This is a genomic window from Gordonia sp. UBA5067 (assembly GCF_002414845.1).
Classification (GTDB): Bacteria; Actinomycetota; Actinomycetes; order Mycobacteriales; family Mycobacteriaceae; genus Gordonia; species Gordonia defluvii.
This window is the reverse complement of sequence record NZ_DIAX01000034.1, coordinates 26,294-49,139: the sequence shown is the minus strand read 5'-3', so window position 1 is coordinate 49,139 and position 22,846 is coordinate 26,294. Positions and strand designations below refer to the sequence as shown.

The 22,846-nt window shown below is 69.3% G+C and carries 16 protein-coding genes; 7 read left to right on the top strand and 9 right to left on the bottom strand.

Annotated features, from left to right (window positions below; all coding sequences use genetic code 11):
* Positions 1–156 precede the first annotated feature (156 nt).
* Entirely contained in the window at positions 157–1,215 is a 1,059-nt protein-coding gene (locus B4M62_RS05465; RefSeq protein ID WP_290705965.1) for a zinc-dependent alcohol dehydrogenase family protein, read from the top strand.
* A 74-nt stretch (positions 1,216–1,289) separates the two neighbouring features.
* On the opposite strand, the gene B4M62_RS05460 is transcribed toward B4M62_RS05465, so the two are convergent.
* From B4M62_RS05460 to B4M62_RS05445, 4 genes are all read right to left on the bottom strand, one after another.
* Positions 1,290–2,675, bottom strand: coding sequence for a glutamate decarboxylase (locus B4M62_RS05460; RefSeq protein ID WP_344716384.1), 1,386 nt, complete (start codon positions 2,673–2,675; stop codon positions 1,290–1,292).
* A 141-nt stretch (positions 2,676–2,816) separates the two neighbouring features.
* Complete coding sequence (locus B4M62_RS05455; protein WP_290705963.1) at positions 2,817–3,593, bottom strand: SDR family NAD(P)-dependent oxidoreductase; 777 nt, start codon at positions 3,591–3,593, stop codon at positions 2,817–2,819.
* 71 nt (positions 3,594–3,664) lie between these two features.
* Positions 3,665–5,320 (bottom strand): VanW family protein, encoded by a 1,656-nt coding sequence (locus B4M62_RS05450; RefSeq protein WP_290705962.1) that lies wholly within the window; start codon positions 5,318–5,320, stop codon positions 3,665–3,667.
* Between the two features lie 113 nt (positions 5,321–5,433).
* On the bottom strand, positions 5,434–6,873 hold the full coding sequence (locus B4M62_RS05445; RefSeq protein ID WP_290705961.1) for an acetyl-CoA C-acetyltransferase: 1,440 nt from the start codon (positions 6,871–6,873) through the stop codon (positions 5,434–5,436).
* A gap of 136 nt (positions 6,874–7,009) precedes the next feature.
* Between B4M62_RS05445 and B4M62_RS05440 the strand changes: the two genes are divergently transcribed.
* Together B4M62_RS05440 and B4M62_RS05435 are read left to right on the top strand one after the other, a co-directional pair.
* Positions 7,010–8,377 carry a 3-oxoacyl-ACP reductase gene (locus tag B4M62_RS05440; protein WP_290705960.1) on the top strand — a complete coding sequence of 456 codons (1,368 nt, stop codon included), beginning with the start codon at positions 7,010–7,012 and terminating at the stop codon, positions 8,375–8,377.
* Positions 8,377–9,267 carry a MaoC/PaaZ C-terminal domain-containing protein gene (locus B4M62_RS05435; RefSeq protein WP_290705959.1) on the top strand — a complete coding sequence of 297 codons (891 nt, stop codon included), beginning with the start codon at positions 8,377–8,379 and terminating at the stop codon, positions 9,265–9,267. The genes B4M62_RS05440 and B4M62_RS05435 overlap by 1 nt, the downstream gene beginning before the upstream one ends.
* Positions 9,268–9,388: 121 nt before the next feature.
* On the opposite strand, the gene B4M62_RS05430 is transcribed toward B4M62_RS05435, so the two are convergent.
* Together B4M62_RS05430 and B4M62_RS05425 are read right to left on the bottom strand one after the other, a co-directional pair.
* Positions 9,389–10,009, bottom strand: a complete 621-nt coding sequence (locus B4M62_RS05430; RefSeq protein WP_290705958.1) for a TetR/AcrR family transcriptional regulator — start codon at positions 10,007–10,009, stop codon at positions 9,389–9,391.
* A gap of 107 nt (positions 10,010–10,116) precedes the next feature.
* Positions 10,117–11,304: a glycoside hydrolase family 3 N-terminal domain-containing protein gene (locus tag B4M62_RS05425; RefSeq protein ID WP_290705957.1), complete on the bottom strand. Its 1,188-nt coding sequence runs from the start codon at positions 11,302–11,304 to the stop codon at positions 10,117–10,119.
* A gap of 24 nt (positions 11,305–11,328) precedes the next feature.
* On the opposite strand from B4M62_RS05425, the gene B4M62_RS05420 reads away from it, so the two are divergent.
* Both B4M62_RS05420 and B4M62_RS05415 read left to right on the top strand, forming a co-directional pair.
* Positions 11,329–11,529, top strand: a complete 201-nt coding sequence (locus B4M62_RS05420) for a DUF2613 family protein (protein ID WP_290705956.1) — start codon at positions 11,329–11,331, stop codon at positions 11,527–11,529.
* A gap of 62 nt (positions 11,530–11,591) precedes the next feature.
* Positions 11,592–15,881 carry an alpha-(1->3)-arabinofuranosyltransferase domain-containing protein gene (locus tag B4M62_RS05415; protein ID WP_414651790.1) on the top strand — a complete coding sequence of 1,430 codons (4,290 nt, stop codon included), beginning with the start codon at positions 11,592–11,594 and terminating at the stop codon, positions 15,879–15,881.
* 55 nt (positions 15,882–15,936) lie between these two features.
* Here the strand turns inward: B4M62_RS05415 and B4M62_RS05410 are convergent, their stop codons facing one another.
* A complete protein-coding gene (locus B4M62_RS05410) occupies positions 15,937–17,052 on the bottom strand; it encodes an acyltransferase family protein (protein WP_290705991.1) in 1,116 nt (371 codons plus the stop codon).
* Positions 17,053–17,167: 115 nt separating this feature from the next.
* Between B4M62_RS05410 and B4M62_RS05405 the strand changes: the two genes are divergently transcribed.
* The gene (locus tag B4M62_RS05405; RefSeq protein ID WP_290705955.1) at positions 17,168–18,184 is read left to right on the top strand and encodes a DUF3068 domain-containing protein; all 1,017 of its coding nucleotides are present in this window, start codon (positions 17,168–17,170) and stop codon (positions 18,182–18,184) included.
* Here the strand turns inward: B4M62_RS05405 and B4M62_RS05400 are convergent.
* Positions 18,181–20,196, bottom strand: coding sequence for a TPM domain-containing protein (locus B4M62_RS05400; RefSeq protein WP_290705954.1), 2,016 nt, complete (start codon positions 20,194–20,196; stop codon positions 18,181–18,183). The two genes, B4M62_RS05405 and B4M62_RS05400, sit on opposite strands and share 4 nt — an antisense overlap.
* A gap of 38 nt (positions 20,197–20,234) precedes the next feature.
* Between B4M62_RS05400 and B4M62_RS05395 the strand changes: the two genes are divergently transcribed.
* The gene (locus B4M62_RS05395; protein ID WP_290705953.1) at positions 20,235–21,704 is read left to right on the top strand and encodes a phytoene desaturase family protein; all 1,470 of its coding nucleotides are present in this window, start codon (positions 20,235–20,237) and stop codon (positions 21,702–21,704) included.
* On the opposite strand, the gene B4M62_RS05390 is transcribed toward B4M62_RS05395, so the two are convergent.
* Complete coding sequence (locus tag B4M62_RS05390; RefSeq protein ID WP_290705952.1) at positions 21,647–22,786, bottom strand: DUF475 domain-containing protein; 1,140 nt, start codon at positions 22,784–22,786, stop codon at positions 21,647–21,649. The genes B4M62_RS05395 and B4M62_RS05390 overlap by 58 nt on opposite strands.
* Positions 22,787–22,846: the final 60 nt, after the last annotated feature.

Sequence of the window (22,846 nt, the reverse complement as noted above, 5' to 3'; positions counted from 1 at the left end):
AACACGTCGACCCCCGCACCGAACCGGTGCGGGGGTCGACGTGTGCTCGGCTCCGTCCCGTCCCGCCGCACCATGGTCTCCTCGGTGGCGGAACCCACCCGTAGCGTTGCGGCAGCTTCTAGGGTGGGCTGCACAAGCCGAGATAGGGAGACCCACATGAAGGCACTTGTGTACCACGGACCCGGCCAGAAGTCATGGGACGAGGTTCCGGATGCGAAGATCCTTCAACCGTCCGACGTGATCGTGAAGATGGACGCCACCACCATCTGCGGCACCGATCTCCACATCCTCCGGGGCGACGTACCCGCCGTGACACCTGGCCGCATCCTGGGCCACGAAGGTGTCGGGACCATCACCGAGGTGGGTGGCGCGGTAACCACGCTCAAGCGCGGCGACCAGGTGATCCTGGCGTGCATCAGCGCGTGCGGCAAGTGCGGCTTCTGCAAGGAAGGGGTCTACTCGCACTGCCAGGGCGAGGAGGGTGCACCCGGTATCGGATGGATATTCGGGCATCTGATCGACGGTACGCAGGCCGAGTATGTCCGCGTTCCCTATGCTGAGAACTCCGTGTACAAGCTGCCTGCCACGGTCTCGCCCGAGCAGGGGGTCATCCTGTCAGACATCTTGCCCACCGGCCATGAGATCGGCGTGCAGTACGGCAAGGTGAAGGCGGGCGACGTGGTCGCCGTCGTCGGCGCCGGCCCCGTCGGCCTCGCCTCGATGACCACCGCCAAACTCTACGGACCCAGTCGGATCATCGCGATCGACCTCGATGCGAACCGGGTCGACGAGGCCAAGAAGTTCGGGGCCACGGACGGCATCGTCGCCTCGGATCCCGAGTGGCGGGACAAGGTCATGGCGATGACCGACGGCCTCGGTGTCGATGTCGCCATTGAGGCGGTCGGCATCCCGCAAACTTTCCAGATGTGCCTGGACGTGGTCCGCCCGGCGGGCACCGTGGCCAATGTGGGTGTGCACGGCCAGGCCGTCCAACTGCCACTGCAGGACCTGTGGATCAGCAACATCGCGGTCACCATGGGTTTGGTGAACACCGACACCCTCGGCACGCTGCTGAAAATGGTCGCCACCCGGCAACTGGATCCCGACGTCTTCATCAGCCACCGATTCGCGCTCGACGACATCATGGACGCCTACGAGGTCTTTGCGAACGCCGCGGAGACCAAGGCGCTCAAGGTCGTGCTGAACGCCCGATAGCAGACACTGGGAGTAGCGCAAACTGCCACGCCGGCACCCGGGTGCCGGCGTGGCAGCTTTGCGTGGCCGTGAATTCAGTGAGTGAACTGTTTGGTCACCGAGTCTTCGCGCGGCATCGGGCCGTCGAGCGAGTCCAAGAACGCGACCTGCGTCTTGATTTCCGCGACGAGCTGGTCCGCCAGGTCGTGGCTCAGCCCGTTGCGCACGACAATTCGCTGCACTGTCAGGCCGTCCAGGTTGTCCGGCATCGGGTAGGCCGGCACCAGCCAGCCCTTCAGCCGCAGCCGGTCCGCGAGGTCGTAGAGCGTCCAATTCTTGCTGGCACCCTCCTTGAGGTACCAGGCGAAGACCGGGATGTCCGAACCGTCGTTCCACAACTCGAACGGGGCCAGCTTGGCGATTTCCTTCGCCAGGTAGCCGGCGACGTCGAGACAGTTCTGCTGCACGCGCTGGTAGCCGTCGAAGCCGAGGCGCAGGAACAAGTAGTACTGCAGCAGCACCTGCGCGCCGGGGCGGGAGAAATTCAGCGCCAGCGTCGGCATGTCGCCGCCGAGGTAGCTCACGTAGAAGATCAGGTCGTCGGGCATGACGTCCTTGCTGCGCCAGACCACCCAGCCCAGACCCGGATAGACCAGACCGTACTTGTGGCCGGAGGTGTTGATCGACACCACGCGCTCGACGCGGAAGTCCCACTCCAAGTCTGGCTGACAGAACGGTGCGATGAACCCGCCCGACGCCCCGTCGACGTGGATCGAGATGTCCAGACCGGTTTCCTTCTCGATCTCGTCGAGTTTGGCGGCGATCTGCTTCACCGGCTCATACATCCCGGTGTAGGTGACGCCCATGATGGCGACGACGCCGATGGTGTTCTCGTCGACGTACTTCTCCAGCTCGTACCCGTCGAGGACTTTGTGGTCGTAGCTGATCGGCACGAACCGCGGCTCGACGTCCCAGTAGTTGCAGAACTTCTCCCAGCACACCTGGACCCCGGTCGACAGCACCAGGTTCGGCTTGTCGGTCGACTTGCCGGCCGCCTTGCGGGCGTGCTGCCAGCGGCGCTTCATCGCCAGGCCGCCGAGCATGGCCGCCTCGGACGAGCCGATGGTGGACGTGCCGATCGTGGTGTCGGGGTCGGGCGCGTTCCACAGGTCGGCCATCATCGTCACACAGCGCGCCTCGATCGCGGCGGTCGCCGGGTACTCGTCCTTGTCGATCATGTTCTTGTCGAGGGCCTCGGTGTAGAGCTTGACCGCTTCGTCGTCCATCCAGGTTCCGACGAAAGTGGCCAGGTTCAACCGGGCGTTGCCGTCGAGCATCGACTGGTCGTGCACCACCTGGTACGCGGTCGACGGGAGGCTCTCACTCGACGGAAAGCGATCCGCCGGATACGATGTCGCCTCGCCCGGCCGGGTGAAGATGGGGTTGATGTCGAGATCGCCGCCGTCGTTCTGCTGTGCCATGAATTTACTGAGCCTTCCACTAGAATCGGACATCCCTGCTCACCGTACGATACCGTGCGGTGCCTCGCACCGGACACCGACGACAAACGCCTCCCGCCCCGCGAGAATGCGGGAATCGGGAGGCGTTCGGAACTGAAACGACTACTTCGGTGGCATCCGAATGCCGCCGTCGACGCGGACGACCTCGGCATTCATGTACGAGTTGGTGATCAGTTCCTCGACCATGGAGGCCAGCTCGTCGGGGATGCCGAGCCGCTTCGGGAACAGGACGCTCTCGCCGAGCTTGGCCTTGAACGCCTCCGACTCGGGCCCCTCGCCGTAGATCGGCGTGTCGATCAGTCCGGGGGCGATGCAGTTCACCCGGACGCCCACCGCAGACAGGTCGCGCGCGACCGGCAGGGTCATGCCGACGACGCCCCCCTTGGACGACGAGTAGGCGGCCTGCCCGATCTGGCCGTCGAAGGCCGCGACGCTGGCCAGGTTGACGATGGCGCCGCGCTCACCGTTCTCGTTGGGCTCGTTGCGGCTCATCGCCGTCGCAGCCAGGCGCACCATGTCGAAGGTGCCGATCAGGTTGATGGCGATGACCTTCTTGTACAGGTCCAGGTTGTGGGCCGAGGCGAACTCGCCGTCTTTGCCGATGGTGCGCTGCGCCCAGCCGATACCGGCCGAGTTCACCACCGCGCGCAGTGGCCCCAGTTCGACCGCGGCATTGATCGCGGCCTCGATCTGCCCGGTGTCGGTGACGTCGACGGCGACGAACGTGCCGCCGATCTCCGCTGCGATCTTCTCGCCGTCCTCGGCCTTCAGGTCGGCGATGACGACCTTGGCGCCGCGGTTGGCGAGGCGGCGGGCAGAGGCCGCGCCGATGCCCGACGCACCACCGGTGACGATTGCACTTGCTCCCTTGATATCCATAGGGCCGAGGATACGAGGGCTGTGATCTGCGTTACCGACGGGGTCGGGTTGCCGCGCCCGAGTCCGGTCCGCTACTTGCAGGTGACGTTCGGCTCGGGATCGTACTTAACCGTGCGCGTCGTCCGCGAGACCACCTGGCCCGTCTTGGCATCGGTGATGATGCGGGTGTTCGACGTGGTGAAGCCGCGGCTGCCACTGGATGGGACGCAGTCATCCCCTTTGGGCAGCACCAGCTTCGGCGGGTCGGTATAGGCGTAGCGCGTGCCGGTGACCGACTCCACGTTCACCGTCTTGGTACTCCACAGCCGCACCGTGACCGCCGACGGGGACCACGACGTCTCGATATAGATGCCGTACGGCGTGTTATTGCGGAACACGAGGTCTATCGCACCCTCGAACACGGTGGCCTCCCGCGCCTCGGGGTAGCGCGAAATGTAGTAGCTGTGCTCGGTGTGGTGGATGTCCTCGAGGCCGGCGAAGTAGGCAGCGTTGTACAGCGTGGTGGCGAACTGCGAGATGCCGCCGCCGACCGCTTTCGCCGCGTGGCCGTGGTCGATGATCGTCGACGACACGTAGCCCTGGGCCGCCCCGCGCGGACCGGTGAAGTTGTTGAGCGAGAACTTGTTTCCGGGTTTGACGAGGGCACCGTTAACCTGGTCCGCGACGCGGCGGATGTTCTCCCCCGACATCTGGGAGAAGCCCGACGTCGAGTACTCGCTGACCACCTCGCGGATACCGAGTCTGCGGGCCGCCTCGGTGGTCAGCCGCGGCTTGTCCTCGCGGTAGGCGACGTCGGCAGTCCGATTGCCGAGCACCGCACCGGCCAGGGCGGCGGCCGTTCCGGGCCAGTCGACGGTGAAGCCGGAGTGCCCCGGGACCACGGTCGGCTTCCCGCTCCTCATGGTGATCTGCGCGTTGCGGGGCTTGGACTCGGTTGCCGTCAGGGCGGCGAGTTGGGTTTTGAGCTTGCCGTCGTCGACTTTCGGCACCAGCGCACCCTTGCCGTCGGGCGCGAAGACCAGCAGGCCGGCGAACTCCTTGGGTGCGATGCTGATGGTCTTGCCGCGGGCCTTCATCGTGACCGGTCTCGAAACCGCCTGGCGCGCCGGGCCGTTGAGCACCGCGTAGACCGCTGCCGCAGACACCGTCGGCGCGAAGGGCTCCATCGGCAGCAGGATCTCGTCCCCCTCGAGCCAATGCGAGGCGGTCCGCGCGGCGGCGAGGTCGCGGTTGATCCGCAGACCACTCGAGGGCAGGTCCGGCTGCGGTTCGACCCGGTCGCCCTCGACGGTGAAGTGGACACCACCCTCGACGGCGGCCTTCTCCAGAGTTTTGCGTTCCGTGTCGAGCGCCTTGTCGAACGCGCTGCGGTCCACCGTGACGACCGGATGGACGTGCCGCTTGACCCCGAAGACGGCCAGGAAGCGCCAGAACGGATTGCGCGGCTGCTCCAGGGCGCGGGCGAGGGTCGCCTTCTCGTCGAAGGACAGGCCCAGTTGCCCGGCGGTGAACTGTGCGCGGCCCGAGGAAGTCCGGACGCGTACCGGGGCGGCGGCGATTCGCTGCAGCTCGTCGAGCCCCTTGTCGACGTCGGCCACCACCTTGTTGCCCAGTGGAACACCGGCGACGGTCGTGCCCCGGGCGGTTCGCCCGTGCGTGGCCAACGCGTCGCCGGCCGTGACGGCACTGAACAGCAACAGCGCCGCCACCGCGACGCGGCCGGTCATGGCCCATCGTCGGCGTGGGGCGGCTGGCGCGTTCATCGCGAACAAATCTACTGGCACGACGCCCTGGTTGCCTCATTGAGGCAACCAGGGCGTCGTCGAACAGCAGTACCCGATCAGCCTTCGATGATCGCGGTGACGCCCTGGCCGCCGGCGGCGCAGATCGAGATCAGCGCACGGCCGCCGCCGTTCTCCTTGATCTGCTTGGCCGCCTGCGCGACGATGCGCCCACCGGTCGCGGCGAACGGGTGTCCGGCCGCCAGCGACGAGCCGTTCACGTTGAGCTTGCTGCGGTCGATCGCCCCCAGCGCCTTCTTCAGGCCCAGGCGCTCGGTGCAGTACTCGGTCGACTCCCACGCGGCCAGCGTCGCCAGCACCACCGAGGCGAAGGCCTCGTGGATCTCATAGAAGTCGAAGTCCTGCAGGGTGAGGCCATTGCGCTCGAGCAGGCGCGGCACCGCGTACGTCGGGGCCATCAGCAGTCCGTCGGGGCCGTTGACGTAGTCGACGGCAGCGGTCTCGCTGTCCACGAAGTACGCGAGCACCGGCAGGCCCTTCTCAGCGGCCCACTCATCGGTGGACAGCAGGACCGTCGACGCACCGTCGGTCAGCGGCGTCGAGTTGCCGGCGGTCATCGTTGCGTCGCCGAGCGAGACGCCGAACACCGGCTTGAGCGTGGCCAGCTTCTCCACCGCCGAGTTGGGGCGCAGGTTTTCGTCGCGCGTCAGCCCGCGGTACGGCGTGACCAGGTCGTCGAAGAATCCGCGATCGTAGGCCTTGCCCATCTTCTGGTGACTCGCGGCGGCCAGCTGGTCCTGGTCCTCGCGCTTGACACCAAACTCCTTGGCGGTGATGGCGGCGTGCTCACCCATCGACAGCCCGGTGCGCGGCTCGCCGTTACGGGGGATCTCGATGCCCAGCTTGGTGGCCAGCGACAGCGCCGCCTTGATGCGGTCGGCGGTCGTCTTGGCGCGGTTGATCTCCAGCATCTGGCGGCGCATGGCCTCCGAGATACCGATCGGGGCGTCCGAGGTGGTGTCCACGCCGCCACCGATCGCCACGTCGTAGCGGCCCGATGCGATCCCGTCGGAGACGGCGGTGATGGCCTGCAGTCCGGTGCCGCACGCCTGCTGGATGTCGAAGGCGGGAGTGTACGGCGAGAGCTCGGAGCCGAGCACCGACTCACGGATCAGGTTGAAGTCGCGCGAGTGTTTGAGCACCGCGCCGGCCGCGACCATGCCGAGGCGTTCGCCCTGCAGGTTGAACCGGCTCACCAGGCCGGACAGTGCCGCGGTGAACATCTCCTGGTTGCTCGCCGTCGCGTAGGACTTGTCCTGGCGCGCGAAGGGGATGCGGTTACCGCCGAGGATGGCGACCTTGCGCTTGGGCTGGGTGGCGAAGGCACCGATCTTGCTGGCGGCAGCCGTGGGCGCAGTCGCCTTGGCGGGCGTAACCTTCTTGGCGGGTGCGGCCTTCTTGGCGGGTGCAGCTTGCTTGGCGGCGGTCTTCTTGGCAGGCGCGGCCTGCTTCGCCGGCGTGCTGGGGGTGGTGGCCATTGGCTTCGAACTCCTGAAAGAGGGGACGTGCTTCTCGTAGAGTATTCTTACTCCCGAGTAAGTTGCTTGTCGACTCGGGTCGAGCCGTCAGCAGCCCAACGCAGCGAAAATCACACACTCTCGAAGGAGTTCTTCCGTGTCCGGTAAAGCCAACAAGGACCTCTACTCGACCTTCGTCACCTCCGGTCCTGGTTCGTTCATCGCCAGCCGCGTCGGCCTGCCGCAGCCGCCGACCCTGCGCCGCTACTCGCCGTCGCAGACCCCGCTCTCGGGCCCGGTCGTCCTCGGCGGCGAGGGCCGCCTCGTCGAACCGCTGCGCGAAATCCTGGCCGCTGCCGACGGCTACGATCTGATCAGCAACAACACCTCCGGGCGCAGCGCCGACAAGCTCGGCGCCGCCGTCTTCGACGCCACCGGCATCACCGACCCGGCCGGCCTCGACGCCCTGTTCGAGTTCTTCACCCCTGTCATGCGGTCCACGGGCAGCTCGGCACGCTTCGTGGTCGTCGGCACCCACCCCGAGCTGTGCCGCACGCCCGGCGAGCAGATCGCCCAGCGCGCCCTGGAAGGCTTCACCCGTTCGCTCGGCAAAGAGTTGCGCAACGGCGCCACCGCCCAGCTCGTGTATGTCCACCCGAAGGCCAAGACCGGCCTGTCCGGTGTCGAGTCGACGCTGCGCTTCCTGCTGTCGGGCAAGTCGGCCTACGTCGACGCCCAGGTGATCCGCATCGGCGAGGCTGACGCGACCGCCCCGAAGGACTGGGACAAGCCGCTGGCCGGCCGCGTCGCCCTGGTGACCGGCGCCGCCCGCGGCATCGGCGCCACCATCGCCGAGGTCCTGGCCCGCGACGGCGCCCACGTCATCGCCGCCGACATCCCGGCCGCCGGCGAAGCGCTCAGCGAAACCGCCAACCGCGTCAAGGGCACCGCCCTGCCGCTCGACGTCACCTCCCCCGACGCCGGCAAGACGATCGCCGCGCACGTCCTCGAGCGCCACGGCGGCTTGGACATCATCGTGAACAACGCCGGCATCACCCGCGACAAACTGCTCGCCAACATGGATGAGGCGCGCTGGAACTCGGTGATCGGCGTGAACCTGCTCGCCCCACAGCGCCTCGTCGACGATCTCGTCGCGGCCAAGGCGCTGCGCGCGGGCGGCGCGGTCATCGACGTGTCGTCGATCGCCGGCATTGCCGGCAACCGTGGCCAGACGAACTACGGCACCTCCAAGGCCGGGGTGATCGGCCTGGTCAATGCCTACGCGCCGATCCTCGCCAAGGAAGGCATCACGATCAACGCGGTGGCACCCGGATTCATCGAGACCGCGATGACCGCGGCGATCCCGCTGGCCACCCGCGAGGTCGGCCGCCGGATGAACTCCTTGCAGCAGGGCGGCCAGACCGTCGACGTCGCCGAGACCGTCGCCTGGTACGCCAGCCCCGCGTCGAACGCGGTGACCGGCAACATCGTCCGCGTCTGCGGCCAGAGCCTGCTGGGCGCCTGATGGGCCGGGTCATCACGCTCGACGCGGTGCCGTCGACGCTGGACGTGTACTCGCGCGCGCTCACCGCGATGTTGCCGGTGATCGGCAAGTCCGGTCCGGTGCGTCCCGACGCCGCGGTGCCCGACACCGTCTACCGGCTCACCACCGAGCCGGCCGACCTGAACCGGCTGCAGGAGTACTGCCGCACAACGGGTCTGCAGCTGGGCAACAACCTGCCGCTGACCTACCCGTTCGTGCTGCAGTTCCCGCTCGTCATGAAGCTCATGACGAGTCGGGAGTTCCCGTTCAGCGCGGTCGGTTCGGTGCACGTGGAGAACCGCATCCGCCGCTTCCGCCCGATCGCGGTGACCGAGCGGCTCACGATCAGCACCCAGGCCGGAAACCTGCGCGAGCACCGCAAGGGGATGCTGCTCGATGTCACCTCGCGGTTCGAGGTGGGCGGCGATCTGGTCTGCGAGCAGGTGGGCACCTTCCTGTCGCAGCAGCGGACCAGCCTGTCCGAGCAGGAGCGCGGTCCGGCGCCCAAAGAGACCACCCCGCCCCCGCCGGATGCGGTGCTCTCGGTCAACCTCGGGCAGATCCGCAACTACGCGGCGGCCTCGCGCGATCGCAACCCGATCCACATGAGCAACGTGTCGGCCAAGGCCTTCGGCTTCCCCCGCGCGATCGCTCACGGGATGTGGAGTGCGGCGGCGGCCATCGCCAATGTCAGCGCCCGGCTGCCCGGCGCGGTGGACTACCAGGTCCGCTTCGGCAAGCCGATCCTGCTGCCGGCCACGGTGAACCTGTACACCGCACCGGCCGGCGGCGCCGGGGACTACGACATCTCGATCCTGGACCGTAAGAAGGGCTTTCCGCACCTGACGGCGACCACGCGACAGATCCCATAGCGCAATCTCGTAGCGCGACTGTCATTCGCTGACCAACAAGACCCCCCGCCGGTTCGGTGGGGGGTCTTGTTCGATCTGCCCGAGCCGTGCCCGGCTTCTCGCCGAACGTGTCCCGGGTCCGTCAGGCTTCCGCCGACGCGTCGTCATGGACGCCGACGCCCCGCAGGCCGCGCCAGGTGATTCCGACGAGCAGATCGGTGGCCGTCTCGACCGAGATGTCGCCATCACTGATACGATCGCCGACGGCCTCGCCCGCGCCGACCAGGGCGACGGCGGTGAGCTCGAAGTCGACATCGGTCGCACCTTCGACGGTGGTGCCCTGCTTGATCAGCTCGGCCACCATCTCGATCACGCGGCTGCGACTCTGGTCCACCAGATCGGAAAAGCTGGCCGTGCCGGTGGCAACGCGGTACAGCACGCGCCAGGAATCGGCGTTCTCGTGCACGTACCGAAGAAACTCGCGGACCACCGTTCGGGTCTGGTCGCGCTGCCGCAGCGCCGGGTTGAACCCGACGGACATCGCGTCGATGAACTTTGCGGATTCCCGGGCGAGGCAGGCGCTGAACAGCTCATCCTTCGAGCCGTAGTACAGATAGAGCATCGGTTTGCTGATCTGCGCCTGCGCCGCGATCGCATCCATCGACGCGTCGCTGAACCCGTTCGCGGCAAAAACCTTCACCGCCGCGTCGAGCATCTGCTGCTCACGCACCGCGCGCGGCAATCGCTTTGTCCCACCGGCCAACGTCGTCAACTCCCGTCACAAGTCGTCAACCAGTCTACCGCACTTATTACCGGTGAGTAAGTTCGAGTTCGGCGGGCCGGTCGCCGCACCGCGTCACGGCTGCGAAATCAGCACCGTTCGAGGCGCTTCGCACGCAAGATGCGCGTGACCGCGGCATCGACCTGGGCCATCGACAGCCTGCCGCCGGCGACCGCCTTCTCCAGCGCGTCGAGGACCACGCTCACCTTGTCGGTGGTAAGCCACAGTGCGATATCGGACCCGGCGGCCAAGGCCATCGGCACCGCCTGCTCGATCGGGTACTTCTCGCTGATCGCCGCCATGCCGGACAGGTCGTCGGAGAAGATCACCCCGTGGAACGCTGGGCCGTTGTACCCGCGCCCGGTCCGCAGCATCCCAATCGCCTTCGGGTTGACACTCGCCGGCAGCTCCGGGCCGGTCAGACCGGGCACAATCAGGTGCCCGACCATCGCAGCCACCCCGGGCATCTTGAGCAGTGTGCGAAACGGCACCAGATCGTTGGTCGCCAAGTCTGACAGCGGCGGCGTGCGCACCGTTCCGGTGTGCGAATCACCGGAACCGTGGCCGTGGCCCGGGAAGTGCTTGAAGACCGGCAGGACCCCGGCGTCACGCAGGCCGGCGGCAAAAGCGCGCCCGTACTTTGTGACGGTCACCGGATTACTGGAGAACGACCGGTCGCCGATCACGGTATCGGCCCCCTGGTCGCTGACGTCGATGACCGGCGCGAAGTCCACCGTCACCCCCAATGCGCGCAACTGCTTGCCGATCCCGAGTGCCAGTTGCCGCACCTGCTCGGGCGTCTTCGTCTTCGCCAGTTCCCGCGGCGACGGCGAGTCGATGCCGATCGCCTTGAGCCGCGATACCCGGCCGCCCTCCTGATCGACCGACACCATGACCGGCACCGTCCCGGTGGAGAGTTTCTTGGCGGCGCCCGACGTCAAGATCGACTTGTCGGTCCAACTACCCACGAAAACCCCGCCGACGTGCTCCTTGCGGACGATGGCCTGCGCGTCGGCGGCGTCCTTGACCCCGACCATCAGCATCTGCGCCAGCTTGCGTCGGGTGCTCATCTTCGCCACCACGCCACTGATGCATCCGGGCGCCACCGCGACCATCGACGCGGCGGACGCCGACGACGGCGAGGAGGCCGACGGCGAGGACGAGCCGGGCTCGCGCGGGGACTCCGGCGTCGAGCATCCGCCGATCGCCAGCGCACTGACCGCGATAACCGTGACGAAACCGAATGATGTCCGCGTATGCATGCCGTCGAGTCTCACACGTCGGATGGTAGTTTCAAGGCCATGCTCAACAACCGCCTGGTCGCCGGTGCCGCCGCCGCTGGTATCGGCATCCTCGTCGGAGTCGTCGGAATTCTTGCTGCGGCCTGGATCGCCACCAGTTCCAGCCCCGCAACCGACGCCAACCGTGTCAACCCCGTCGACGGGTTCGTTCCCGGCAGCGTCGACTACGGCTCGCGTGGCGTCGCCGGAGCCGCCAACTGAGAGCGTTCGGGACCGCGACGCCTGCGCCCCCCCAATCCGCGCAGGTCCTGACCCGGCGCGGCATCGCCGTCGTCTGCGCCGCCGCACTCCTGCTCGCCTTCACCCAGTCGCCCGGCCGGATTGCCGCCGACACCAAACTCGACCTGACGGCCAACCCGCTGGGCTTTCTGTCCCGCGCGGCGCACCTGTGGACCCCGACCGCCCCGCTCGGCCAGGTGCAGAACCAGGCCTACGGCTACTTCTTCCCGCACGGGGCGTTCTTCGCCCTCGGCCACCTCCTGCACCTCCCGCCGTGGATCACGCAACGGCTGTGGTGGGCGGTGCTGCTCGCCGTCGGCGTCATCGGGATTGTGCGGGTCGCGGAGGCGCTGGACATCGGCTCGCCCGGGTCGCGCCTGTTCGCCGGCACGGTGTTCGCGCTGAGCCCACGGGTGCTGACGACGATCGGCTCCATCTCGTCGGAAACGCTTCCCATGATGCTGGCGCCCTGGGTCCTGCTCGGCGTCGTCGTCGGGCTGTCGTCGACCTCGGCGCCGCTGTGGCGGCTGGGTTTGCGCGCGGCCGTGCCAATCACGTTGATGGGCGCGGTGAACGCGGTCGCGACAATTGCGGCGACATCGGTGGGGGCACTGTGGTGGGCGCTGCAGTTCCGGCCGGCCGATCGGCGACGATGGGCCGGATTCGGCGCCTGGTGGGCCGCGGCCACCGCGTTGGTCTGCGCGTGGTGGATCATTCCGCTCGCACTGCTGTCGCGGGTGAGTCCGCCGTTTCTCGACTTCATCGAGTCTTCGCGCGTCACGACCCAATGGTCGTCGCTGACCGAAGTGCTGCGCGGGGCCAGTTCGTGGACGCCCTTCGTCTCACCCGAACGCGTCGCCGGGGCGATTCTGGTCACCCAGCCCGCCGCCGTGCTGGCCACCGGCGTACTGGCCGCGGCCGGACTGGCGGGCCTCACGATGACCGCGATGCCGATGCGCCGGACGCTGGTCGCCATCCTGGGCGCCGGCCTACTCCTGATGTGCCTGGGGTACGCCGGCCAGTGGGGCGCACCGATCGCCGAACCGGTGCGTGCCTTCCTCGACGGTCCGGGCGCACCACTGCGCAACCTGCACAAATTTGACCCGCTGCTGCGAATTCCGCTGGTCCTCGGCGTCGCACATCTGGTGGCGCGCGTTCGGCTCCCACCCGAGGTCTCGGTGCGGGAGTCCCTCGCCGGTTTCGCCCATCCGCAACGCTCGCGCCCCGTCGCCGCCGCGATCGTCCTGCTCGTCGCACTACTCGGGGCCGGCACCCTCGCCTGGACCGGCGGACTGGCCGGTGACGCGGCGTACCGCCAGCTTCCCGGCTACTGGCGCGACGCGGCGGCGTGGCTCGACCAGCACAGCGACACCGGACCTGACGCCGGCCCCGCCCGAGCGCTGGTCATCCCCGGATCGCCGTTCGCCCAACAACTCTGGGGCACCACGCGCGACGAGCCGATGCAGGCCCTCGCCGCGTCGCCGTGGGCGGTCCGCGACGCCATCCCGCTGGTTCCCCCGACGGCGATCCGCGCCCTCGACGCGGTGCAGCGCGACGTCGCCAATGGTCGCGGCTCCTTGTCGCTGGCACCGGCACTGGCCCAGCTGGGCGTCGGTTTCGTGGTCTTACGCGCCGATCTTGATCCGCGCGAATCCCGTTCTGCCCGTCCGCTTCTCGCACAGCAGGCGCTACTCGAATCGCCCGGCATCACCAAGGTGGCCCAGTTCGGCCCGCCCGTCGCACCGGCCGTCGTGCGCGGTGTCGTCGTCGACGACGGCCTGCGCCCGCCGCTGCCGGCCATCCAGATCTTTGCCATCGAGGAGCGACTATTCCCCGGTACCGGACCCGTGCTGGCCGACCTGAACACGATGCCCCGCGTTCTCGGCGGCCCCGAGGACCTGCCTGCGGGCCGGCTATCGGTGCTCGACGCCGACGTCCGCGCCGCCCGACTGGATCGGTCGAGTGCGGCCCGGCAGGTTCTCGATTCATTGCCGGTATGGATCACCGACTCCCCCACCGACCGCGAGACCGACTTCGGCCGCGTCGACGACAACCGGTCGGCGATCCGCGCGCCGGACGATCCGCGGCGCACCAAGAATGCAGTCGCCGACTATCCAGCCACATCATGGACGGGCCCGGCGCGTTCGGGTGCCGGCCCGCGCGACGGCGAGCCGCGGCGCGTCGCCGCCCAGTGGCTGCTCGACAACGTGCCCGGCGCGGTCCGGGTGGGCGCGTCGTCGTCGGCATCCGATGCCACCCAGCCCGGCCAGACCACGCCGGCTCACTCGACGGCGGCCGCGTTCGACGACGACGGTTCGACGTCGTGGGTCAGCGCCGGACTCGACCGCGCCGTCGGCCAGTGGGTGTCGCTGGAGTTCACCCGGCCGCGCGCCGACCTGGCAGTCACGGTGACGACCGCGAAGGCCCTGGGTCCCGACGTCAACGGAATCCTGATCACCACCGAGCAGGGCACCACGGTGGCCCAAGGGGTGAAACCCGGTGAGCCGGTGACGGTTGCGCTCCCGCCGGGCCTGACCGACCGCATCCAGATCCGCGCCATCTCGACGGCCGACGGCACCGCCGGCAATCAGTTCGCCCTCGCCGAGGTCGCCCTGACCGACCTCGCCACCGACCGGCCCCTGCGCATCAGACACCGCGTCGTCCTGCCCGCCGATCAGGGCACGAGGGTCGCCGGCTGGTTGTTGCGGCAGGAACAACCGGGCCGCGGCGAATGCGTCGCCGACCGCCACCAGGTCCGCTGCTCACCCGGACTGAGCGTGGCGCCGGAGACCTCGGGCGCCTTCTCCCGCGTGCTGTCGGTGCCGGTGCCGGGCCCCGTGGACGCCACGGTGACCCTGCGCGCCCGCCCCGGCGACCGGCGCAATGCCCTGCTCGCCCAGCCCGGCCGGGTCCAGGCCAGCGGGGACAGTGCCGTCACCGATCCACGCGGGGAGGCCGCGGCCGCCATCGACGGTGATCCCGCGACGACGTGGATCGCACCGGAAGCCAGCGCCGAGACGACCGCGGCGCCGCCCCGGGAGGGTAAGCGCCGCAAACCGCCGAAGACGGCCAAGGCGGCACGGGTGGAGTTGCGCCTGCCCGCGCCGCAGCGCGTCGAGAAACTCGTCCTCGGCCGCCCGCGCGGCGGCTATCCGGCCGCACCGGTCGAGGTCGCCGTCGACCTCGGCACCGGCAACCAGATCCGCCGGGTCGGTGCCGACGGCGTCGTCGCGCTCGACCCCACCGTCACCGATCGCATCGTCCTGACCGTTCGGCGGGGCAGCGACCTCGTCAACGTCAACAACCTGGGTTTCGCGCGACCGGCGCCGGTGGGGATCACCGAGATCGGCATCGTCCCCGCCGCCCCGATGCCGGTGCCGGACGATTCGCGCCCCATCCACCTCGGTTGTGATGCGGGAATGACGCTGAATGTCTCCGGCCAGATCGTCCCGCTGCGGGCCGACACGACGGCCGGCGCCGTGCGATCCGGTGCACCGGTGACCGCGACGCCGTGCGGCCCCGTGCTCCTCGGCCACGGCCAGCAGGAGCTCACCATCAACCCGAGTAGCGGTTTCACCGTCGACCAGGTCGCTCTCACGACCTCCCCCGGGTCCACTCCGCCCGTTCAGTGGTCGGGTGCCGGCGGGCCGGCGTATCGTGCCCCCCCAACCACCCGCTGGGACGCGACCAATCGCAACGTGCGGGTCGAGGCCGGCCCGGCCGAGCGCGTGCTGGTCGTCCCGGAGAGCGTCAACCCCGGCTGGCGAGCCCAGCTGAACGGCACGCGCCTGGCACCGCTGACCGTCAACGGCTGGCAGCAGGGCTGGCTCATCCCGGCCGGTATGAGCGGGACGATCGCGCTGACCTATCCGCTCGACGGCCCGTATCGCTGGGCGCTCGGCCTCGGCCTGGCCATCCTGGCGGCCGGCCTCATCCTGGCCGTTGTCCCGGTGCGCCCACGTCGCCGATCGAGTGCCGGCGAAGTGGGCGACGCCGGACTTTCGAAAACCCTGCACCCCGGCCCCACCGGCGCGATCGGCCCCGCCGGCGCCACCCTCACCGCCTCCTGGCTTCTCGCGGGCTGGGCCGGTCTGGCGCTGTCCGCCTCCGTCGGCGCCGCGACCTGGTGGTGGGCCGGCCAGCACCGCTACCGCGGCGCACCGGTCGTCGCCGCGTTCACACTGTTCTTCGCCGCGACCTGCGGGCTGGCGGCCGGGCCATGGCGCTCACCCACCGGTTACCGCGGATTCGATTGGTGGGTACAGGGATTGGCCGTGGCCGCAGTGGCCGTCACGATGTGGCGATCGGTGTTCGATCAACAACATCCCGAATAGCCCCCGTCGTCGGCAGTACTCCCCCGGCCCCGGCTCGTTTCAGCCGATCGTCGACTCAGCGGTTGGCCCACCGGCGGATCGGGTCCTCGAGGAACGCAAAACTGGCCGCGGCAATCCCGATCGACAGTGCGGCGGTGATCGCCCACACCAGCGGGAACGAGCCGCTGAACGGGATGATCCCGAACAGCCCGAACACCACCGACAGCACCGCGACGTGCCAGATGAAGATCCCGTAGGACCATCGGCCCAGCGTCGTCATCACCGGCGATGCCAGGAATCGGAACCGGTTCGACTCGGCCCGATCGCCGGCGGTCCCGGCCAGTGCCAGCGGGGCCAGGATCGCGTACGCCCCGATCGCGCCGAGGAGGATCTTCGTCGCAAACCCCGCCGCGCTCAGTTCACCCATTCCGACCGGCCCGGCCAGCGGGGTACAGGCCAGGCCGAACGCGACGGCGAAAACCGCCAGCATCAGCAGCCGGTTCGAACTGAGCGCCGACACCCGCGCCGCCCAGGGCGGCATCGGCCCGCCCCCACCATCGCTCCCCGCTCGCATGGCCGCCAACTCCGCCAGCAGCAGACCCGCGACGAACCACGGCAGATGCCCGAACAGCCAGTTCTGCGCCTCCACACCGTCCGGGGCCGGGATCAGTGCCGCGACCGGACCCCACAGCAGCCCTGCCAGGCCGAAGCCCAGCACGCCCAGTACTCGCCACCGCGCCCGTTCCCCGCGCAGCGCTGCCAGCGACCACGCCAGCACCGGCAACAGCGCATAGAAGAGGACCTCGACCGACAGGCTCCACATTTGCGTCAGCCCGGCTGTCAACGACAACGGTACGAAGACCTGCGTCAACGTCAGGTTCGCCAGCCACACCACCGGATCGCTGGTCCGCGCCTCCGGCGCCAGTGTCAATACTGCCGCGACCACGACGGCGTACGCCGGCCAAATTCGCCAAAATCGATGGCGCGCGTATCGCAGCAAACCCGGTTCTGGGCCCAGCCCGCGCGCAGCCGCGGCATGCGGCCGCCACAGCAGGAACCCCGACAACGCGAAGAACAGTGCGACGGCCAGGTCCAGCCGCCCCAACGCCCGCCCGACGACGGGCCAGGCGACCGCCCCGGTCTGAAATGCGACGTGCGTGGTGAGCACGCCGAGCGCCGCCACCGCCCGCATTCCCTCCAGCTGCGGGTAGTAGTGGCGCCCTGCGGTGCTACTCGTCGCGGACTGCTCCCGCGTCAATTCCTCGCTGGTCGGCACCCGACCAGCGTAGAGCGGTAGTCTCGCCAGCGTGTCCGACGCCCCGACCAGCCGCTGGTCCACCCACCAGTTACTCCCGCCGACGCTGGTCTTCCTCGCCGCCCTGTGCGCGACGGTGGCGATCGCCGCGCCGACGATCCTCGCGCCGCAACTGGCCCGCATCTCGCTGGACACGAACCTCGTCTCCACCGCCGCGTCGACGACGCCGGTGGTCACCCTGGACCGATGCTCGCTCGACCGCCCGATGGCGGCGATGCTCCCGCCGCGCATGCTGCTGCGCAGCCAGCGCGTCGTCGTCGTCCGGCCGGCCGATCGGCGCATTGCGACGCTGCAGGCGGGCACGGTGGTCCGCCGCGATGCCACCACCACCGCCGGCTGCACCGACCCGGTGCTCATCGCATCCGTCGATCGCGTGACCGTTGACCGCACCACCGCCGTGCCGGTCGGCCCGGCCAGCATCCAAACCGATTCGACGCGCCCGGCCGCCGTCCTGCCCGACCGGATCGGCATCACCTATCTCTTCGCGCCGCAGTCGCGCAGGAACACCGCGGTCCGCTTCTTCGACCCGGTCACCCGTCGCAGCGTCCCGCTCGTGCCCACCGGCACCGACACCGTCAACGGGCTCGACCTCACCCGGCTGCGCGCCGACATTCCCGACACCAACCTCGCCGCACTCCCCGGCGCCGATCCGCGCACCCGGCTCACCAAACCGGCCTCGTGGTTCGGTTGGCCGGGCGGCATCGTCACCGCCGAGGTCCACCAGCGGGGCAGCTACACGCTGTGGGTCGACGAGCGGTCGGGCCTCATCGTCGACGCCACGATTAGCCTCTCGCGCGAATACCGGGCCGGCGCGCAGCGCCTGCCCGAGTTCGACGCCACGCTGCGCTACGACGCCAAGACCCGCGCGTCGCTGGCCGAGGCGGCCCGCAGCCAGTCGCGGCCGGCGTGGCTGGCCGGACGAATCGTTCCCCTGATCGCCGGGATCGCCGCGCTGTGCGCCGCAGCCGGCGCGTGGGCCATCCGCCGACGACCAGGCCGGTCGGCCTAGAACCGACCGCCGACGCCGATGCGTCCCGAACTGCTCGACCCGCCGAAGGAGCCGGGCGAGCGCCCCGCATACGAGTAACCGTCGCCGCCCCGGTTGACGGGTCCGCCGGTGTCGATGCGCCCACCGCCGCGCAAGAAGCTGTCGACGAGGATGCCACCGAGAACCGCGCCGATCGCCGTCGCGTCGCCGCCCTGGCTGGCGGGCTGCTCGGCCTGCTGCCAGGAGACGACGTCGCTCTGCGCGCTCATCAGTGCCTCGTCCGCGAGGGCGCCCGCGCTGCGCGCCTCGTCGACCGCTTCGAAGTCCTCGGCCGCCGACCGGCCTTGCGCCGACGTCAACAGCCGCTCGGCCTCCGACAACCGGGTTCGGGCATCGGCCTGCACGGCACCGCGGCGCGTCGCGATGAAGTCCCGCGCCGCCGAGACCTTGGCCGCCGCGGCCGCGACGCCCTGCTCGCGCAACTCGACATTGCGCTGCCGGCGGCTCGCCTCGGCCCGCCCGGTCTCAAGTTCCCGGTCCAGCTCGGCATCAGTGTCGACCAGCGTGGTGAAGGAGCCCAGCGGGTCGCTCTGGGCATTGGCCGCCGCGTAATCCAGGGCGGCTTGGGCCGCCCCGGCGGCCTCGGCGAGCGACGGGGTCGAGTCCAGGGTCGCCGCCTCGGCCAGCTCCGCGGTGACCTCCTCGATGAGCGCGGGCAGCCGGGTGGCCGCCTGCGCTATCGAGGTGTCCGCATTGGCGATGGCGTCGAGCAGCTTGCCTGCCTGGGCGACGGCGCCCTCGGCGGCACGGATCGCGGCGACCGCCGCCCCCTGACGTCCGGCGGGCCGCTGGGTGGCCTCGCGACCGTCGTGCACATTCTCCTGCGCAAACGAGATCTGCTTCTCGGCCAGCTCGACGTTGTGGGCGACGGCCTGCACCCGGTCCTCGCCATGCTTGGCGATCAGCAGCGCTAGGGTCGCCTCCGCCGTCTCGGCGCGGGTCGCGAGGTCGACGATGCTGCGCGTCAGATCGTCGAGCCGATCGGGGGCGCCGAGCAGCAGGTTGCGCAACTCGTCGAAGGCGCGCACCTGCTCGTCCAGGGCGCCGTCGACGTCGTGGCAGGTCGTGATGATCTGGATGAGCATCGACCGGCGCTGCTCGGCCGACTCCTCGATGGCGTCATCGAGGCGCTGGCGCAGCACGAAGGATTCGGCCACACCCTTCTTCGCCGCGCGCACCGCCGTCCGGAAGGGGGCGGTGTCCTGTTCGCCGAACTCGTCGACGGCCAGCCGCAACTCCTCGGCGCTGGTGCGCACGGCATTGTCGGTGTCGGTGAGGACTTCCTTGGACCAGTCGTCGAGCGTCTCGATCGACTGGGTGGCCAGCTGGTCGACGGTGAGTTCGTCGGACGCCTCGCGCAACGACTCCAGCTGCGCCTTCGCCTCTTGCTCGCGCCGCCGGCGCGTGTACAGGTACGCGCCGCCGCCCGCGACGACGGCGCCCCCGCCGACCCCGGCGGCCACATACGCCAGGGTGTTCGACGGCGCCAGCGCCTTGTCGATGCCGTTCGCCGCACCGATACCGGCCTGGGCCCACTGCCCGTTCTTGAGTTGTGGCTCGACATCCTTGGCCGCGATGTTGTTGATCGCGTCGCGGCCGAGACCTTCGGGAGCCGACAGGTAGTAGCGCCGCGCGTCGGTGGCGACCGCGAGCAGGACATCACGCTCGGTGAACTCGCTGGCCGTGATGACCTGACCGGCCCAGTCCGCCGCGGTCCGGTTGTCGAAAGACTTCACGTAGACCACCCACAGGCTCAGGCCGTGATCGTTGTAGAGGCTCTCGATCGCCTTCTGCAGCTTCGCCCGATCGGCGGCGCTGATCACCCCGGCGGCGTCGTGGATCTGCATCTGCTCCGGCAGGGTCATCGGTGGTTCGGCGTGGGCCGCCGAGCCTGCGGCCAACCCGATGGCGCCCGACGCGAACAGGACGATCGCAGCGGCACACTGGCGAAGGATCAAACGCGCGAAAGCCATGGCTTCAAGATAGCCCGTCGCCGTGGGATAGTGGCGCGGTGCAGTCACCGCGTGGCACGAGCAGCTTCGACGCCGTCGTCGTCGGATCCGGGCCCAACGGTCTGACCGCCGCGGCGAAGCTGGCCCGCGCCGGCCGCCGAGTGCTCGTGATCGAAGCCGCCGACACCATCGGCGGCGGCACGCGCTCCGCCGAACTCTTCGAATCGGGTGTCCGCCATGACGTGTGCTCGGCGGTCCATCCGCTGGGCCGCGTCTCCCCCGCCTTCGCCGAACTCGACCTCACTGCCCATGGCCTCACCTGGGCCACCCCGCCAGTCTGTTTGACCCACGTGTTCGACCGGCACCGCGCGCGCAGCGTCTGCCACGATCGCGACGCCACCGCGCGGGAACTCGGCGCCGACGCGCGGGCGTGGCGGCGGCTCGTCGAGGTCGACGATGCCGACCTGGGTGCGCTGCTCGACGAGCTGCTGCGGCCGCTGCGCCTGCCGCAGCATCGCCGGCTGATGACACGCTTCGGACTGCGGGCGCTGCAGCCCGTCGACCGGTTCACCCGAGCCTTCGGTGATGAGATGACCCGCACCCTGTTCGCCGGGGTGGCCGCGCACGCAATGATCCCCCTGTCGGCGGCGGCGTCATCGGGTCCGGGTCTGTTGCTGCTCGCGCCCGCCTCGGTGACCGGCTGGCCGATCGCCGTCGGCGGTTCGCAGTCCATCGCCGATGCGCTGGCGTCCTGCTTGATCGCGGCCGGCGGCGAGATCGTGACCGGCCGGCCCATCACGCGTTTCGATGAGCTCCCCAGCGCACCGCAGTACTACTTCGACACCTCGGTGCACAGCCTCGTCGACATTCTAGGTGACCGGCTGGCGCCGCAGGCCCGACGTCGCTACCGGCGCTGGCGCTACGGTCCGGGGGTCTGCAAGATCGACTTCCTGCTCGCCGAGCCCATCCCGTGGCCGATGTCGGCACCGACGCGCACGGCCACCGTGCACGTCGCACAGGACTACCGTCAGATCGCCGACGCCGAATCGGCTGTCGCCCGGGGCGAGCACCCGCGTCGGCCGTGGCTGCTGGCCGGGGAGCCGACGCGGCTCGATCCGTCGCGCGCGGGCAACACCGGCCGCCATGTCGCCTGGGCGTACTGCCACGTGCCCAACGGGTCGACGGCGGACATGGGTGCGGCCATGGTCGACGAGTTGGAGCGCTGCGCGCCCGGGTTTCGCGATGTCATCGTCGCCTCGCGGGTGACGACGGCTCAACAGCTCGGCGAGTACGACGCCAACTTCGTCGGCGGCGACATCGGGTCGGGTGCGACTTCGCTGCGCCAGGTGCTCGCCCGGCCGCGGCCCCCGGTGAATCCGCTCAGCCCGAACCCGTACGCCACCGGTGTGCCCGGCGTCTACCTGTGCTCATCGGCCACCGCCCCCGGCGGGGGGGTGCACGGGATGAGCGGCTACTGGGCGGCGACCTTCGGGCTGGCCGCCGCGGAATCCTCGCGCCGGCGCAGGTAGACGCTGGACAAGAACGCGGCGGCGATGATGAATACGCCGGTCAGGCCGGTGACGACCTCGGGGATGCGGTGTCCGATGGAGATGAGCAGCATCACCGCCAGCGCGCCAATCGCCCAGTGCGCGCCGTGCTCGAGGTAGACGTACTGGTCCAGGGTGCCCCGGCGCACCATGAAGACCGTCAGTGACCGCACAAACATTGCACCGATCAGGCCCAGACCCAACGCAATGATGATCGGGTCCGCGGTGATCGCGAAGGCACCGATGACACCGTCGAAGGAGAAGGACGCGTCGAGCACCTCCAGATAGAGGAACAGCATGAATGCGGCCTTGCCGGCGACCTGGACGGCCGGACCGGGACCGGCGTTTCGGGCCGGTGAGCCGGCGAAGTCCAGTGAGGCGGCCATCGGCGGTTCGTCGGGCGGTTCGATGTGGAAATAGGTGGATAGCCCGTTGACGAGGAGGTACGTCAGCATGCCCAGCACGCCGGCGACGAGGACGACGTGGCGGTTGTGGTCGTCGGCGAGGAACTGCGCGGTGACCAGCATCGCGATGAGCGCGAAGATCACCGATGCCTGCTCGAGGCGACCCGCCCGTTGCAGCGGGCGCTCGAGCCAGCCGATCCAGGTGCGGTCCTTCTGGCTCAGCACGAAATCAAGGAACAGCATCAGCAGGAACATTCCGCCGAACGCCGCGATCTGCGGGTGTGCGGCGGTGATGATCGACTCGTAGGTGGGTCTCCCGTCGGTCGGCGGGTCGAGCGCGAGCCGCAGAGCGGCGACCGGACCCAACCGCGGATCCGTCGTCGCCCAGACCAGGAGCAGCGGGAAGACCAGCCGCATACCGAAGACGGCGATGAGTATGCCGACGGTGAGGAACATCCGCTGCCAGAACGGGCTCATCCGGCGCAGAATCGACGCGTTGATCACCGCGTTGTCGAAGGACAGGGAGATCTCGAGGATGCCCAGGATGAGGACCAGCGCGACGGCTTGCGCCGCACCCAGCGACGAGGTCGGGCCATAGAAGTACGCGGCCACCAGCGCACCGGCGGAAACGAGCGCCGACAACCCGAAGATGCGGATCACCCGATCATTCTTTCAGGTCGACGATGCCGCGATCGGCCGGACCAGTTCCGCGAACTATGA